Consider the following 16,189-nt stretch of genomic DNA (forward strand, 5'->3'; position numbering starts at 1 on the left):
TTCCTTTCTTTAGGTTAGGTAAAACTCGGAATATAGTTTTCATCCAAACCTAAGATAGCGGACCTTCCCATCGCGAGAATTGCTTCCGCCGCGCTACCTCCAATATGTGGCGTCGCTAAAAAATTAGGTAAAGATAATAACTCCTGATCTTTCGGAGGTTCTACCGCAAAAACGTCAAAGGCGGCGGCGGCAATTCTATTTTCTTTTAGACATCGTTTGAGCGCCGTTTCGTCAACCAGCTCACCTCTAGCAGTATTGATAAGTATCGCGGTCGATTTCATTAAAGAAAGTTTTGAAGAATCGAGAATATTACGCGTACTATCATTTAAAGGTACATGCAATGTAACAATATCAGAATTTTCTAATAGGTGCTCAATGGTAACCGATGAAAGATCATTTTCACTGTAGAAGTCAGAATAATCTTGAATATCATTTACGAGAATATTGCAACCGAATGCCTTAAGAAGTTTAGTTAAATCTTTACCTATATGTCCGCAACCAATGATGCCTACGGTTCTACCGGAGAGATATCCACCTACATGCTGCCTCCAGGCTCCGGAGATTACCTCACGATTAGCTTGCGGAATATTTCTAAGCATTGAGATTGCAAAGGCTATTACCAACTCGGAAACGGATCTTCGATTTACACCTCCGGTCCAACCCAATTTTTTACCGTATTTTCTCATTGCAGACATATCAATCATATCTAAGCCTACTCCATATTTCCCTATTACTTTGAGTTCAGGCAATTTAGAAAGTACGTACTCATCCAGGACTTCCAACGCGGTGATCGCCTTTTCGTGACCCGACAAAAAACTAACCAGACTATCTCCCTTTAACTGTAGTCCTTTATCGTTAAAAGTAACATTTTGATATTTTTGAAGTAACTCGTTTCTAAGAATCGTGTTATTTGAAAAAGAACGCGAACAGACAGCCACTTTAGTCACAGAATTCAAGCTTTCAGCTCCTGTAAGAACTCTTCGCATTGGGATTGAAATTCCGAATCAGGAGGAACTTGAATTCTCTGAATATCGGCTTTGTCACCAACTGCAAAAATTAGGCCTAGCATCGAGGAGGTATTTTTTTTGTCTTTTTTAAGAGCACCCATGACCCTTTCGATCGAAATATTGACTTTGGAAAAATCGGAATAATTTTTATTTAATATTTCGTGCATTCTCTCAAAGTCCCTACGAGGCAATAAGCCTCGTTTAGCGGCGATAAAATTTGCCATATCCATCCCGATCGTTACGGCTACTCCGTGCGGAATTGCGTAATCAGTAGCAGATTCAATAGAATGACCGAAGCTATGTCCATAATTAAAGATATTGCGAATCCCTTGATCGAACTCGTCTTCTTCTATAAAACGTTTCTTAATCAAGAGCGCCTCGCAAATATATCTGCGAAGAAGGGAGCGGTCCGTAAACAATTGATCAAAGTCTTTCGCTAATGAATTAAAAGAATCGATTCCGTCGATAGCATGAACTTTGATAATTTCTCCGATACCCGAATGAATATCCTTTTTTTCTAATGTATCTAAGAATTGAGTACAAATATGTATTTCAGTCGGAGGATTAAATGTACCTATAATATTCTTAGTATCTTTTAAATTGACGGAACTTTTTGAACCGATACATGAATCCGCTTGCGCCAAAAGTGTGGTGGGAATGAATCTCCAGGATACCCCCCTCAATAAAACGCTAGAAATAAAACATGTAATGTCCTGAACAATGCCACCACCGATCGCAACTAAAATATGGTCTCTACGAATTCCATTAGTTACCAACGTTTCAATGACTGGAATAATTTTTTCCAACGTCTTATTGTCTTCTTTCGCGTCGATTTGAATTGAATTGCGATGATTTACGACAAACTCAAATTGCGACGCATACAACCTGGCGATATTAGAATCGATTAAAAAATGAAGTTCTTTTCCCCCGAACAAAGGAAAATCAGAAAGTAAGTCTTCGTTGAATAGAACCGAATAGGGCCCTTTATGAGATTGAATTTGTATCTGATCAGACACGAGTGAAACCACCATCTATAGAAATATTTTGACCGGTTACATAACTGTTTTCTTCGCTCGAAAGCCATAAGACTAAACGAGCAATCTCATCCACAGTCCCCATTCTCCGAAGCGGGACATTAGCTACTAAATTCCGGATTCCCTCTTCACCTAACACGCGTCTTGTTAATTCAGTATCGGTAAATCCTGGAGCGACACAATTTGCAAGAATACCATTCATAGAATGCTCAGCCGCCAATGCGATAGTCATCCCATCGATCGCAAACTTACTGGAAGAGTAAGAAGCCCTTTGTTCCTTACTAATTTTTCCCCAAATGGAAGAAATATTTACTATTCTTCCCCAGCTTTTTAAGATCATAGAAGGAAGTACGGATTGGCAAAGCAGAAAAGGAGCAAAGACATTTACTCGGTGAATGGAAAGAAAATCCTCAGGTTCGATACTAACAAAAGGAGCGATCTTATTAATACCGGCGTTATTAATTAAAATATCTGGTTCGATTTTTCTTAAAAAATTAGCACATTTTTTTATTTGATCAATATCGTTGAAGTCTGCGAAAAACCATTCCTGGCAATTTGGTAAGTCACTGGTTTCTTTTTTACCTCCCGTAGAGGAACCAAACACAAAAGCACCCTCTTCTAAGAATGCATTTGCAATTGACTTTCCGATTCCCTTGCTTGCACCGGAAATAAAAACTTTCTTACCTTCGAAACGCATCTTAGAATTTATTTTTGTTTGATAATACGCATTAAGTAGGCGCCTACCAGGTGATCCAAAACCATATGAGCATCCTCAGCCGGACCATATTCTTTCGGATCCGTTGGAACGTGGATTCCTTCATTAGCTAAAGGTTTCATCTTTCCACCGTCGAACGCAGTAATAGCAACTGTCTTTATTCCAACACTATGGGCATATTCCATTGCCTTAATTAAGTTAGGAGAATTCCCGGAAGCAGAAATGGAGACCAAAACATCTCCTTTTTTTCCTAATACTTTAAGTTGTCTTACAAATATATCCTCGTAACCAAAATCATTTCCAATTGCAGATATGATAGGAACGTTATCCGTCAGGCTAAGCGCGCGAAATGGGGTTTCATATTCATTCGTTCCAATGGAGATATCGTTTGCAAAGTGGCTCGCTGTCGCCGCGCTTCCTCCGTTTCCGATAAAGAAAATTGTGACTCCTCGTTTCCTTGCATCCAACAATGTTTCAATAAATCTTCCGATTTCAACAGTACTCACATTTTGTAATACGGTTTGGAGATACTGAATATAAGCGGCCGCAAAATTTACGGGATCAGTTGTGAAAAAACGATCTATATTATTCATCTTAGTTCGGTTCCTTTATATTGTATTTTTTTTGCCAGATTGGATCGGAATAGTATATTTTAAAAACGAGCTTCATCGTCTGTAAAGCATCGCTTGACGTTCCAAATTGAACCGGCTTGTCATTCAAGATACAGTCGGCGAAAGCGATAATCTCTTCATTCCAAGACGGATCTTTATTGTAACGTATCGTCTGTTCTTTAGGATCACCGCCATCGTTATCGGGATCCGCGTAAACGATGGTAAGCGTTTCTGCACCGTAACTTTTTGTTCCGGAGAGAATTCCCCCTAAAATTAGACTTCCTTTCTCGAGATTGATGTCAAGATGAAAACGATGTCTCCACTGTGTCGCCGAAGAATTCAACATCCCAACAACCCCGTCATTTGTCCTCATGATTGCGTAAGCATTATCTTCGACATCGTATTTCCAATGTCCATTCGAAATGAAACTATGAATTTCTTCAAACTCACCTGCGAATAAACGCATCAAATCAACGATATGAATTCCTTGATCTAATAAAACCCCACCGCCTGCAACCTCGCGTTTTGTGCGCCAATCCGGTTGATTAAAAGTGATGAGTTTCGATTTTCCATACAGTCCCCTCAAATTGATTACTTTGCCTAGCTCCCCTGAACGCAGTATCTTCAGAGCCTCCTGGATAGAATCGTGATATCGATGGTTAAAACCATACATCAATTTCAATGAAGGATTCTTTTTCTCGTGTTCAATAACCCGAACGATATCTTCAACATTTCGTCCCGGTGGTTTTTCACAAAACACATGAAGACCTGCCTCCAAGCCCGCAATCGTAACTTCCGCCGCGATGTCGTTCGTGAGGCAGACGATCAAAGCATCCAATTCTTCTTTTAAAAGATCTTTATAATTTTGATAATATCGAATGTGGTTTTCTAAAATTCCATCTTTACCAAAGCTTTTGTCACAAACTGCGACAACTTCCAAATTCGGATGACGATCGATATATTCCTTTCGGCGTTTTCCGACTACTCCGAAACCGGCAATCCCAACTCTCAATTTTTTCATTTGATAAATCTCGCTTTCTATGCTGTAATTTTCTTTCAAAGATTTATGCCTTCGTTTTCATTTTTCGAATCCATATCTGGTTAAAGGTAAATTGCGCCATACCCGTATTAAATTCCTCGGCATGGCGTTTTTCTTTTAATTGAAATCCCGCTTTTTCTAAATACTTACGAGATTCTTTCGTTTGCTCGTCGAAACTGTCATTGATCTCGATTAAGATTCCTTTCACCTTTGATAAAACTTTTTTACCGCCTTTTAGTATTAAATGCTCGATTCCGTCTACATCCATTTTGATGTACGTAGGTTGAGGGATTTTAAGTAAATTAGCGGATTCATCCATGGATAGACCTATCGTTGGAAAATTGAAAACTGTCCTCATAGGCTTTCCGTCGTGTCCATAGTTTTGATCGTATGTGGAAAGCGCACCTCCCCATTCCTTCGTAGTCATATTGAGCTTGCTAAACGAAAGTTTCTCCGAAAGTGGAAGCGGAATGATTGTTACCCGGTCACCAAGATCGTTCAAATAAATATTTCTCGCTAATAATTCTAAGTTGAATACGGACGGTTCAAAAGAAAATACTCTGCAGTTTCTTTTTTTTGCCGCATAACAAGAATATAACCCAACGTTCGCTCCGATGTCCCAAAAAATTGATCCACTAGGAATGCTATCGATCCATTCTAAGGTTTCAGGTTCTTTTGTGACAAACGTATCGGCTCGATAACGATTTAAGGCGTTCGGAATAGCAAAACTGAGAATTAAACTTCCATAGTTTACTTCTTTTTTGCGATCCATCAAATTCCTAAGAATCTCAGTCTGCATATACCCGCCCAGCTTCCCCTTTTCAAAAAAAGCAAGTAAACAGTTTACCGCAAAGGTTAGTACGGATTTGATAACTTTTTTCAAAGTTTGACTCCTAAATACATATTATAAGAAATGAATTTGTTTGATTTGAAGGCGGATTCGAACTTTATTTTTCTATTCGGATACTTTTTGCTGCAAATTCGTCCAACAACCAAGTGCCTTTCCGAGTTAATCTGACTGGAAGAGATCGATAATCATCCAAATCCTCCAAAGCTTTTGAAAGAACTTTTCCTTTTTCTTCGCCGAAAGCAAGGACATATATAAACTTAGTATTCCGAATGACCCGCGGCGTAACAGTTATTCGATTTTTTGGCAGTTTCGAACCAACAACATGAAGTACAGAACGATTCTTTGAATTTAACGCGTCGTCATTTGGAAATAGCGAAGCTATGTGGCCGTCCTCGCCCAATCCTAAAAGCATAACATCTATTTGAATAGGTAGCAATCGTTCATAACGAAGGGCAGAGGCGTCCATATCCGGATCTTCTCCTTCCATTCTTGCGATCACTGCGTCCGGAGAATCCGACAATAGGGTTCTTATCACAAGGCCGTAATTACTTTCCGGATGGTCAGGGGGCACACAACGTTCATCTCCAAACCAAAATCGGATATTCTTGATCGGTAAAGAAGCAGAGTCCTTCCAATATTTATAAAGTAACCCAGCCGTTCTACCTCCGGTTAGCATCAGATCACAGCTTCCTTTCGTTTCAATGGTTGAAAGAATCGTATTTTGGATTTCCCTCGATACAGACTCAATCCATTGATCATTCGGATACGAGATTATTTTTGGAAAAGTAGATTCTGTCTTCATTGATTCATTGAGCTCATCTTATGAAAAATCTTCAGCAAATGACTTATTGAGTTCTCTAACAGATAAAGATTCCAATTCTTTGCGTGAATGTGCAAAGTGAATCCAGGATTCCGAATCTGCGAAATCCCATCTTAGAATCGAACTCGTTGGATCGTAGTAGATAGCAGGAATCTTTAGGTGTTCGGCAATATAAGCCGGAGATGAAAAAGGATAAACGATAATGAAGTGACTTTCCGAAATCACATTAAAAACGTCGGCCATATGATATAATAAGTTTATTCCTCCTTTTCTATCTAATTTTTCCAAAGTATCGAAATATTGTCTGTCATACGATGATCGATAACCTCGTTTCGTTTTAAGTCTTACTCTTACGGGTAACGAATACTTCTTTTCTAAATCCGTCTTCAAAGAAAGTATATCTTCTATAAATAGATTCAAATTAGCCGGGCGATTATAGTTTGGAAATTCACAGTATTCAAGCGCAATTTCATCGGAATAAGGTGATATATCAAACACGGTAATCTGTATTTCATCAACGGGCGGTTTTACCGAAGCATTAGGAGAATACCAAACAATCGGTCCGACTGATTCAATCTTTGCTTTAGGAGAAAGTGTTTTTAAATAGTCTGCAAAGGAGTGAGTCCAAACCCAATTTCGATCCACTCGAATCCAACGCAAAAATGGAATATTAGATTTTTTCTTCTCTGGAAGCTTTACAATCGGTTGCCAGTTCTGGGCATACCAAATCATATTCGTTTCGGCATTCTTCAGAGACCTCATCCAAAGAGGCTGAATACCGAAGGATGAACAGGTCAAATAAATTTCCTGAATTTTTTGACGTTTATCTAGAGAGTCCAAAATGGCAATGTAGGCAAAGTCCTTTGCAATCAAGGAGAGAGAACGAAAACGAAAAACTAAATAAGAATACAAAAATATAAGAATACTATGATTTAAAAGAAGCTCCACTCGACCTAAAAACCCCAATCGGGTTTCAGAAAGAAGACTTAATAAAGGATTTTTAACGTAAGAAAATTCAGATGGGTTGGATGAGATATTACCTGAAAAAGATTGAATCAAGAACCACTTCCCATTCTTAAGTGGCGGAATTTGTCCTGACCTACAATATTCAACGAATCTTTGATCACTTTTTTCTATAAAAAGGCTCTCTTCCCCAATTCCAAAGATTAGGGTTGCAGGTGGAGAATTCTTATAGAAACCAATTCTGAATATATTGAGAAAACAATACCCCCAATGTAGAATAAATTCAGCTTGATTATAAAGCCATTGCTTCCAAGAAACTGAAACAACTCCCGAACCGATCTCGATTTCGGCTCGACCACAATCTAATTTGAATCCGATGGGAATCGATTTTTCCTCTTTCTCATAAAAGTATTTAGAAGTCAATGTAAACGGAAGACGCCCGATCTCTATAACTCTCTGCGTTAGACGCTCCGACAATACTTGAGAAGAATACACCAAAAAAGAAGGTAATCGAGAAAGGAATTGTTCGAAAACTTTTTGGATTTCTTGGTCGAAGGAAAGATTACAATGATTACTATTTAGTTTCAATTTTTCCGTTGAAAAGAAGAAAGAAATATAAAATCGACTCTTTTAGAATTAATCATAAGGTTAAAAAACCTCTTAAGATATTAAGACCCACTGCCCCACTTTTTTCGGGATGAAACTGACATCCGTGAACATTCTTATTTCTTATCACCGCAGTCACCGTTCGACCTCCATAATTACAATGAGCTACTATGTTCGTCAGATCTTGCGGCATCGCCATAAAGGAATGAACAAAGTAAACTGAATCACCGGGCTGAACGTTCTTGAGTAGATTCGGTTTTTCATTATCGCTATCAATATCGAATTTTAATTCGTTCCAACCGATATGCGGAATTTTTTGCATTTTTCCATCGATCGTTTTATCGGGAACCGGGACGACTTTACCAGCAACCAAACCAAGACCGGCAGTGATTCCAAACTCCTCGCTTTCCTCCAATAACATCTGCATTCCCAAACAAATCCCTAACAATGGCGTCCCATTTGAAGCTACTTTTTTAACGATTGGAACCAAACCTTGACGCTCTAATTCATTCATGCCGTCAGCGAACGCGCCCACTCCAGGCAATACAACGTGAGGAGAAGAAAGAATAATTTCAGGATCGGATGTTGCCTCTACCTTAGCTCCAAAGTATTCAAAGGCTCTACAAACACTGAGGAGATTTCCAACGCCATAATCGATTACGGAAACATCAGGTATTTTCATAATGTCTCACTTCTATATTTGCCTGCTCTGCCGTTTTGCGAATAATGCCAATTGTCGATCGATCATAATGAAGAATATCAGCCATTGCTACGCCGTCCGCTTCGCCAAGTTTCACCGCGTCAATTAGATCTTCCGGCTTGCCCATTCCTCCGCTCGCGATTACTGGAACAGTTACGTCTTTTGTGACCGCACTTATAAGTGGGATATCAAATCCTTTTCGAGTTCCTTCCCGATCGATAGAAGTCAAAAGAATTTCACCTGCACCCAGTGAAACACCTCGTTTGATCCATTCGATTACATCAAGACCGGAACGCTCTCGGCCATTGTCTGTATAAACTTCCCACTTTCCGGCACCTACTTCTTTTGCCTCGACGGATAGTACCATACATTGACTTCCAAAACGTCTCGCAACATCACTGATCAAATTTGGATTCGCAACGGCCGCAGTATTTATTGCGACTTTATCCGCTCCACACCGAAGTAGATGAGTAACGTCCTCTACTGAACGAATTCCGCCACCCACGGTAATCGGAACAAAAACATTGTGTGCGGCATTTTTTACTATATCACTCAAGTTATTTCTACCGTAAAGACTTGCCACACAATCCATATAGATTAGTTCATCCGCACCTTGTTCATAGTAACGTATAGCATATTCACTCGGAGATCCAATCACACGAAGACCTTCCAAGTGAATCCCTTTTATCAAATTTGGTCCTTTGATATCTAAGCGCGCGATTAATCTTACCTTTCTCATTCTTTTGCCGAAATTGAATCTTTAAACCCATACGGGTTTTTTCAAATTCCAAACACCATCCTGCTTTTTCCAAATGTGATCGGAGCGCCAGCTATCAATGACTTCATTGAATTCGTCTTCGGTAATAGAACAATATTCAAGGAAGTCCTTGAAATATTTTTTAGGAAACTCACCGTCATATTTTTGAACTAATGCAATTCCTTCTTCTCGGGTAATCTTTGAGTCTCTGATTTCATGCGCCGCATCAGATGTGGCGCGGCCGATTCCAAATTTGATATAACTCAAATAATAGTGAAAGCCGTCTATGCTATCATCTAAACTAGCGTATTTCGAATAAGTTCCTTCCGAACGCTCAGTATTTGGAGAAAAACCAGTATGCTCCTTACAATAGTAAAAGTTTTCCTGCGGATCCCAAAATTTATAATAACCAAAGAAATGAATTTGAGTATTATTCTTCTTGATATCATCAAATTTTGGCGCTACGAACGGCTTTAAATCGACTTCGCTTACGCCATGCTCAGTCCAAAACTCAGGAGGAAGTCCGGAAAAATAATGTTTATCGTGATCCTGAATATCACGGTCCGGACGAAACGCATTCTTCATATCTCCGCCATATTCAACTTCCCCATTCTCTCCATACATGATCAACGAAACACTATACTTTACTGCCATATGTAATGGAAAATTTGTTTGCCCATAAATAAAAGGCTGAAAAGGATCACCTAAAAACTGAAAAGCAAGGTGGGTTAATCTACGTGTGACCTTCCCGTTCGGTGTACCAAGAATATTATCAAATCCTGATGCAATAAATGCGTCTAAGTTTTTACGACCGATTTCTGTCGCCTTTAGTGGGGCCCATGTGACGGTTAACGGATTCATGTTGTACTTATATTTCAGCTGATGCGCGACAAAACTGCCATCCTTCCCACCGCTACAAGGTACAATTACATCATACTCACCATTATTTTTTCTGTACCGGTTGCAAAGCTCATGCAATTCCTTCTCTCTGAGATTCCAATCGATGTGCTTTCTTTTATATTCCGCGTAATTACATGCGGAACAAACTCCTTTCTCATCAAACGTAATTCTAGGACGTTGATTTGAAACCGTACATTTTACGCAAAATTTTACTTCCGAAGGTAAATTATATTTTTTTATTAAATCTTTCTTTTCCATTCTTTAAACCTAAGTTTTTTCTATTTGATATAATTTCATCTGATTCCCACTATAAATTTATGAAAGGGAATCGAATCGGCGACTAAGATTGTGCAAGTGTAACGACATTCATTTTTCGAATTCAACAACAGTTAGATTGCATAATGAAACTAATGATTGCTTTCAAAAAACGAATTATGTGCATATTCCTATTCTACTCCATAGATTTCATGGACTACTCGCATTGATTCCAAGGCATCCACCAGAGATGGGAGAGAGTGTTCTTGGTTTTTGAACGCTTTGACTACCATCTCAGCCTGTCTTCGCAATCCAGGTTTAAATTGTACATCCCATTCGTGTATAGGAATTGATTCCAAAGTTCTCTGACCATTTAACTGTATCGACGCCTGTTCAAGCGGCCGCAACTCAAATCGTTTCGAATGAGTGGTTACTGAAACAGCCCAAGGCCCAGGAGCATTCCATACCGCTTGATAGATTCCGAGATCGCCGGAATCAAATAAAATCTTTGCGGCAACAAAAGTGGGATTGTCCTTATCCCAATGAAATAGAGGATCGATTTGAATAATTCTTCCCCGACCAAAAATTGAAAAATAGTCTATTAGATGAATTGAATTCGCATACATCCAATTTTCTAGGACTAAATCGGGTTGACCGAAATTTTTAGCCGCTATCAAATCTTCCTGATCTTGAACGTGAATAAATCTCGGTTCATCTATTCGATTTAATTCCTGAAGAGTATTGTATGTACTCGAATAGTGCCTTCGATTAAGAGCAACGTAAGCCTCTCTCTTTAATTCGTGTGCGACCTTCACAATAGCATTCGCCTCTCCATAATTATATCCTACAGGTTTTTCTATCAAAGAGAGCCAAGGGAATTGAAAGCATTCCAAAATGACCGATTTCGCGGATAACTCGGGAACTGAAACGACGACTATATCCGCATTCGTTTCTTTATAGAGAGAAGCAACCGAATCAACGACTTTAGGAATACCAAACTCTTTCGCAAGGATATCGGCACGACTTTTCGTACGGCTATAAATTCCGCACAATTCCACTCCTGAAATATCCCGAAAAGCCTTAATATGCTCGGTAGCCATGTAGCCGGCGCCGACGAAAGCAACCTTGCAAAATATTGCTTTAGAATTTGAACTCATTTTATAGATTTTCCTTAGTCCTCAATGACTTCCATCACCGGCCAAATCTAATGAAATCCGAAATCTAATAAAATCACTTTTAAATTTCAGATATATTAGAATTATCTTATGCCCACGGGAAGACAACACTGCGATCCACCCCTGTTTTGAGATGAATGACTTTGTTTCCATTTCCAGCGGATTGATATGCGGCAACTAAAACTTCAATGACGCGACGCCCATCTTCCCCACTAATTACATTCTCGTTGTTGATTAAAGAACGCAACACTGCCGCACTCGTATCCACGACTTCGCAAGGAGCAATCTTAATCCGAGAATCTACCGAAGGCATTCCGTATCGACTAGTCGGGAGGTCTCGGTACTGCTCTTCCCTAACGTTCGCAATTAAGTCTCCGTCAAGTTCGTTAATGGTGATCATTCCATTTCTGCAGGCATAGACTACTCGAATTCCGTGACCTTGATCGGAACCGATCTCCATGTAGAGTCTTTTTCCACCAGTCGTTACAGCTCGAATACTACCTGCACGGTCTTGAAACTGAGGTCCCCTCGGATTAGCGACGATTTCTGGCGAAAACCATGCCGTGACCTCGGCAATGTCCTCTTCGGTTAAAAAACGAAATGCTTCAAAGTAATGACTGCCGTTCATCGCAAAACCGAAATTCCCTGCGACAACGGTCATACTCATTAATCCATCATATTCTTTTGTTTTAAAGAGACGCTTTGGCTCGGTATACTGTTCCATAAAACGCATCTGATGATTGACCGCCAACTTGACTCCGCACCGTTTACACGCTTCGATCATCCGATCACACTCCGCGAGAGAAACAGCCATCGGTTTTTCAACGAGAATAAACTTCACACCATTCTCCGTCGCAAGGCAGGTAAATTTACAATGAGAATCTGCGGTCGTTGCAATGATCAGGCATTCCGGTTTTGCATGAGCAAAAAAAAGATTGATATCATCAAAAAGTTTATCTGAATCGATCAAAAACTCAGACTGAGCCATATTCAAAGAATCCTTACTTACATCGTAAAGCCCAACCAAGTCCCAACCCAATCGCCGAACCGCTTGAATATGACGACGACCCATACGTCCGACACCGATAATCCCAATCCTCAATTCAAGCCGCCCCTTTCAACGTAGTTATCAAAATTCATAATATAGTAATTTCCTTACATGTTAAAACTATAAATTATTCGAAATAATTCAAAGAAACAAAAGCATTTTCAAATAGCCGGTGATGCACTTGTATTCAGAAATTTGCTATAAATCAAACTTTCAATCCGTTCCATTGCATGACCGTCGACCTTTCCCCAGATGCTCGAATATTTTTTTGCAATTGAATTTAATTGGGAAAAGTATTCAAAGTCATTGCACATCCTATAAGCTGAATTTTCAAAATCAACTTTTTGATTCACCGTGATTACGGAGGGAACGGAAGCATATTCGCTCATACGATAGTTAAAAACATCATAATACAATAAAGGCTTTCCGCAAGATAGAACATACCGCAACATTCCACTCAGTGTCCCAATACAAAATTGAGCGCCGGGAATGATTTCACAGGCATCTCCATCATAAATTTTGATTTCAGGGAACTTAGTCAACAAGGCGTTCCTAATATATTTCATTCTAGGATGGATACTGAAATAAACAGGGTTTTGACTTTTGGAGACTAACGTTCCAACAAAAAAACAAATCATTTCCCAATAGTCAGAAAACTCAAAGCCTACTAAATGATTTCCTGTCTGATCGGGCGGAAGGAAAGCGACTATGTATTGTTCTTTTTTCGGATTCTTATCTAAATCAGAAGCGTAAAGAATATCATGCGAGGCACTACCGGTTACATAACACTTTTTCGGATCCACCCCATCCTGTGTATAGGATAAAAACATCGCCTCGCTTTCTAATGCGAGAACATCTGCGAGATCATCTGACATCCACGGATTACTCGTTGGTAATCCGGAACACTCCATTGCAAGGATTTCCACTGCTGTAGCTCCCAGATAATTCTTGAAGACCCATTGCGGATACAATTTTGAAATAATCCGATTTAGGATTCCACGTACCTGATATTCAGATTTACCCGTAACTACACTTTGCAACTCGCTACGCATAATCCAAGCATAAGGAACCACTACAGTAGGAATTCCCAACTTTCGAGCGGTCCAAAAAATTTGGCCGAGTATTCCCCTGATTTCAATATTGGGAAAAATGAATACGTCTGGCTTTATCTTTTCGACAATCCTCTGCGCAATAAATCCTCGACTTCGAATAACGGAAAGGTGCCAAAAAAAGGAAAATAACGACGATTTCGTAACAAAAATCGAAACATAGATCTTCAATATCTTTTTAAAAAGAAAACCGAAAAACGGCATATCTTTGATTCGTTGTTTCCAGCCAACGCCAACAATCGACGGAGATTCTATCGAGCTTCCACTGTTTAATGAATTTGTTTTTTCCTTTTCTTCTACCACGTTTGAAATATAACGAAGACCAACCCTTTTGCACCGATTCGATTCGTCTGTGAAATCCTCATCCCCCAAAAAAACAAGAATCGGATCAAACTTACCATTTCTCAGTATGCTACTGGCAGTTCGAAACATCTCTGGAAAGTGCGCACGAATTGCAACAAGAAGGGCAAGCTTTTTCACCGAATTCTCTTCCATTTTTCTTAGCTTTTAAAATAAAGAAAAACTAATCCTTATTCTTATTAATGAAAAATAATCTGTACAGAGAATATAAACTTAACATCGGAAGCGTTGCTAAGCGGGAAACGATTCCGGACCTTCCGTGACGAGCCACGCGACTAAGTCTATTGATTCCTTTTTTTAACAATTGATTCAATCCTTTAGAGCCGTAGGTGTTAAACGTTAATCTCTTTGATCGTCTAACAAAATGAACCATGTTGGTAAGAAGGTCGCTAAATGTAAAATGATCTATAGACGAATCAAGTTTCTTATAGAGTTCTTCATTGCAGAAAGTTGAAACTGCAATCGCATATTCGTTTTCAACTCTTCTTTTGATATGGACCGAAAGTTCCTCCCGTAGTTTTGCACAAGCTTCAGGCGATGGTCGCTCCACAAGATAATCTTCCATATAAAGAAAATGAAGGCCAGTTCTTACAAAAGAAAGCAGTGCATCCTCGTAGTTTTCTACGATCGGTTCCCCGTCGTCGTTAAAAGAAGTATTCAGGAGGGTATATACGCCGGAAAGTTTTCCGAACTCCTCAATTAAATCATAATATGCTTTATTTTGACTAGGAGTTACTGATTGAACCCGACTACTTCCATCTACGTGAATAACTGCCGGAATCTTAGACCTTGCATCCGGATAAACGGCACAAGCCATCAGCATAAACGGACTAGGGCAAGGAATATCAAAATATCGATTTTGTTTATCGGCGTGGCAAGACGGCGCAAAAGGACGAAACCTTTCCCTATGCTTAATCTGGGTATTAACAACTTCTAACATATTCGCAATCCTAGGATCCGCGAGAATGCTTCTATTCCCTAACGCCCTCGGTCCGTATTCGGAAGCGCCGGAAATTCTACCGATAATGCTTCCATTTGCGAGAACTTTCGCCACATCCTCAGAACTAACCTTGCGACCAACAAACTTATACTTATCCAAAAGAGCAGGAATTGTTTCGGATTGATTCGCCGATCCAAGATATGCGTGTTCCATTTTCGCTGGCGCCGTTCCATGCATAACTTTGTAATAACCCCATAACGCACAACCCAAGGGGATTCCTTCATCTGAAGCCGCCGGCTGAACGAAAACGTTATCAAAAAGACCTAGATCCAGTATTTTTCTATTGGTAACGCATGAAAGCGCAACCCCGCCCGCCAAACAAAGGTTTCTCGAGTTCGATTTATTTGCCGCGAGTTTCGCAAGATACAGGACATCTTCCTCAAGCGCATCTTGAGCCTCTCTAGCAATATTCACCCAATATTCGTCCTGAAGTTCGACGTCTTTTGTTGCTTTTGAAGTGGCGACGAATGATCTAACCTCCACTCCCAGTCTATTTACTAAATCAGTATAATCAGACATGAAACCATCATGTCGATCTTTCGGAATGTTCAGATAGTTTTTCTGAGGAAAACGATCGCGAAAGGCCGCAAGCGCCATCGTCTTTCCCGCCGCAAATTTATCCAGACCTAACTTACTCGTGATTAAATCATAAAGATTTGATATATTTTGTCTATGAGGAGGCCAACTTACTTTTGTGCTGTGAGTAATCTTTCCATTTTGGTATTCATCTCCTCCATACCCAGTTCTATCTATGATAGAAATATCTTTTCCTTTTCCGATATAGTTTCCAATACCACCCTCAATCGTTAAGATCGATGCCTCTTCAAAACCCGATACGTAATAGGTACTTGCCGCGTGCGCGTCTATATGATTGATATAAAGCACTTTTTCCTTCGGGAATCGAATAGATTGTTCAATCAAATAGTTAAAACGAGCATCGAAGTCATATTGATGAGGACGTTGATTTCTTGCCGAGAGCCGTCCAAATTGAGAATTCTTTTCCGGCCAAAGTTCACCATGTCTATCGATACAAATCAAATCGATTTCATCCAGAGATTTTAATTCGAAATGATCCATCACATAACGAATAGACAAAAGTGGATAAGAATAAGAATGTTTCCGACGGTTCAACCTCGCTTCTGAAATTGCCGAAAGTTCGACCGACCCAGAACGATCCGTTATCAATGCGGCTCCAGTGTCATGGCCGCTAGATTTAATACCTAAAATGTACATTGAATTT

15 protein-coding genes are annotated in these 16,189 nt (G+C 39.7%); all 15 read right to left on the bottom strand.

Annotated elements, in window-relative coordinates:
* Window positions 1–14 precede the first annotated feature (14 nt).
* Complete coding sequence (locus DLM75_RS10895; RefSeq protein WP_241547904.1) at window positions 15–947, bottom strand: phosphoglycerate dehydrogenase; 933 nt, start codon at window positions 945–947, stop codon at window positions 15–17.
* 5 nt (window positions 948–952) lie between these two features.
* Window positions 953–2,038 (bottom strand): AroB-related putative sugar phosphate phospholyase (cyclizing), encoded by a 1,086-nt coding sequence (locus tag DLM75_RS10900; protein WP_241547881.1) that lies wholly within the window; start codon window positions 2,036–2,038, stop codon window positions 953–955.
* Window positions 2,016–2,738, bottom strand: a complete 723-nt coding sequence (locus DLM75_RS10905; RefSeq protein WP_118968508.1) for an SDR family NAD(P)-dependent oxidoreductase — start codon at window positions 2,736–2,738, stop codon at window positions 2,016–2,018. The genes DLM75_RS10900 and DLM75_RS10905 overlap by 23 nt, the downstream gene beginning before the upstream one ends.
* Before the next feature lie 8 nt (window positions 2,739–2,746).
* A complete protein-coding gene (locus DLM75_RS10910; protein ID WP_118968509.1) occupies window positions 2,747–3,349 on the bottom strand; it encodes a D-sedoheptulose-7-phosphate isomerase in 603 nt (200 codons plus the stop codon).
* 1 nt (window position 3,350) lies between these two features.
* Window positions 3,351–4,388: a Gfo/Idh/MocA family protein gene (locus DLM75_RS10915; RefSeq protein ID WP_118968612.1), complete on the bottom strand. Its 1,038-nt coding sequence runs from the start codon at window positions 4,386–4,388 to the stop codon at window positions 3,351–3,353.
* A 43-nt stretch (window positions 4,389–4,431) separates the two neighbouring features.
* Window positions 4,432–5,289 carry an FkbM family methyltransferase gene (locus tag DLM75_RS10920; RefSeq protein ID WP_241547882.1) on the bottom strand — a complete coding sequence of 286 codons (858 nt, stop codon included), beginning with the start codon at window positions 5,287–5,289 and terminating at the stop codon, window positions 4,432–4,434.
* 64 nt (window positions 5,290–5,353) lie between these two features.
* Complete coding sequence (gene pgl, locus DLM75_RS10925) at window positions 5,354–6,058, bottom strand: 6-phosphogluconolactonase (RefSeq protein WP_118968510.1); 705 nt, start codon at window positions 6,056–6,058, stop codon at window positions 5,354–5,356.
* Between the two features lie 18 nt (window positions 6,059–6,076).
* A complete protein-coding gene (locus tag DLM75_RS24665; RefSeq protein WP_346725259.1) occupies window positions 6,077–7,534 on the bottom strand; it encodes a polysaccharide biosynthesis PFTS motif protein in 1,458 nt (485 codons plus the stop codon).
* Window positions 7,535–7,679: 145 nt separating this feature from the next.
* Window positions 7,680–8,327, bottom strand: a complete 648-nt coding sequence (gene hisH, locus DLM75_RS10935; RefSeq protein ID WP_118968512.1) for an imidazole glycerol phosphate synthase subunit HisH — start codon at window positions 8,325–8,327, stop codon at window positions 7,680–7,682.
* On the bottom strand, window positions 8,314–9,084 hold the full coding sequence (gene hisF, locus DLM75_RS10940; RefSeq protein WP_118968513.1) for an imidazole glycerol phosphate synthase subunit HisF: 771 nt from the start codon (window positions 9,082–9,084) through the stop codon (window positions 8,314–8,316). Before hisF ends, hisH begins: the two co-directional genes overlap by 14 nt.
* Window positions 9,085–9,105: 21 nt before the next feature.
* Window positions 9,106–10,260: an N-acetyl sugar amidotransferase gene (locus DLM75_RS10945; protein ID WP_118968514.1), complete on the bottom strand. Its 1,155-nt coding sequence runs from the start codon at window positions 10,258–10,260 to the stop codon at window positions 9,106–9,108.
* 188 nt (window positions 10,261–10,448) lie between these two features.
* Entirely contained in the window at window positions 10,449–11,414 is a 966-nt protein-coding gene (locus DLM75_RS10950; RefSeq protein ID WP_118968515.1) for a Gfo/Idh/MocA family protein, read from the bottom strand.
* Between the two features lie 106 nt (window positions 11,415–11,520).
* The gene (locus DLM75_RS10955) at window positions 11,521–12,534 is read right to left on the bottom strand and encodes a Gfo/Idh/MocA family protein (RefSeq protein ID WP_118968516.1); all 1,014 of its coding nucleotides are present in this window, start codon (window positions 12,532–12,534) and stop codon (window positions 11,521–11,523) included.
* Window positions 12,535–12,641: 107 nt separating this feature from the next.
* Window positions 12,642–13,892 carry a glycosyltransferase family protein gene (locus DLM75_RS10960; protein WP_147456626.1) on the bottom strand — a complete coding sequence of 417 codons (1,251 nt, stop codon included), beginning with the start codon at window positions 13,890–13,892 and terminating at the stop codon, window positions 12,642–12,644.
* 220 nt (window positions 13,893–14,112) lie between these two features.
* Window positions 14,113–16,182: a carbamoyltransferase family protein gene (locus DLM75_RS10965; RefSeq protein WP_118968518.1), complete on the bottom strand. Its 2,070-nt coding sequence runs from the start codon at window positions 16,180–16,182 to the stop codon at window positions 14,113–14,115.
* Window positions 16,183–16,189 lie beyond the last annotated feature (7 nt).

Source organism: Leptospira stimsonii (genome assembly GCF_003545885.1).
In the GTDB taxonomy this organism is placed as follows: Bacteria; Spirochaetota; Leptospiria; order Leptospirales; family Leptospiraceae; genus Leptospira; species Leptospira stimsonii.

Coding starts and splice junctions, on each gene's coding strand:
- DLM75_RS10915 (WP_118968612.1), bottom strand. CDS start 4,388: ATGAAAAAATTGAGAGTTGGGATTGCCGGTTTCGGAGTAGTCGGAAAA.
- pgl (WP_118968510.1), bottom strand. CDS start 6,058: ATGAAGACAGAATCTACTTTTCCAAAAATAATCTCGTATCCGAATGAT.
- DLM75_RS10910 (WP_118968509.1), bottom strand. CDS start 3,349: ATGAATAATATAGATCGTTTTTTCACAACTGATCCCGTAAATTTTGCG.
- DLM75_RS10905 (WP_118968508.1), bottom strand. CDS start 2,738: ATGCGTTTCGAAGGTAAGAAAGTTTTTATTTCCGGTGCAAGCAAGGGA.
- hisH (WP_118968512.1), bottom strand. CDS start 8,327: ATGAAAATACCTGATGTTTCCGTAATCGATTATGGCGTTGGAAATCTC.
- DLM75_RS10900 (WP_241547881.1), bottom strand. CDS start 2,038: ATGGTGGTTTCACTCGTGTCTGATCAGATACAAATTCAATCTCATAAA.
- DLM75_RS10965 (WP_118968518.1), bottom strand. CDS start 16,182: ATGTACATTTTAGGTATTAAATCTAGCGGCCATGACACTGGAGCCGCA.
- DLM75_RS10950 (WP_118968515.1), bottom strand. CDS start 11,414: ATGAGTTCAAATTCTAAAGCAATATTTTGCAAGGTTGCTTTCGTCGGC.
- DLM75_RS10945 (WP_118968514.1), bottom strand. CDS start 10,260: ATGGAAAAGAAAGATTTAATAAAAAAATATAATTTACCTTCGGAAGTA.
- hisF (WP_118968513.1), bottom strand. CDS start 9,084: ATGAGAAAGGTAAGATTAATCGCGCGCTTAGATATCAAAGGACCAAAT.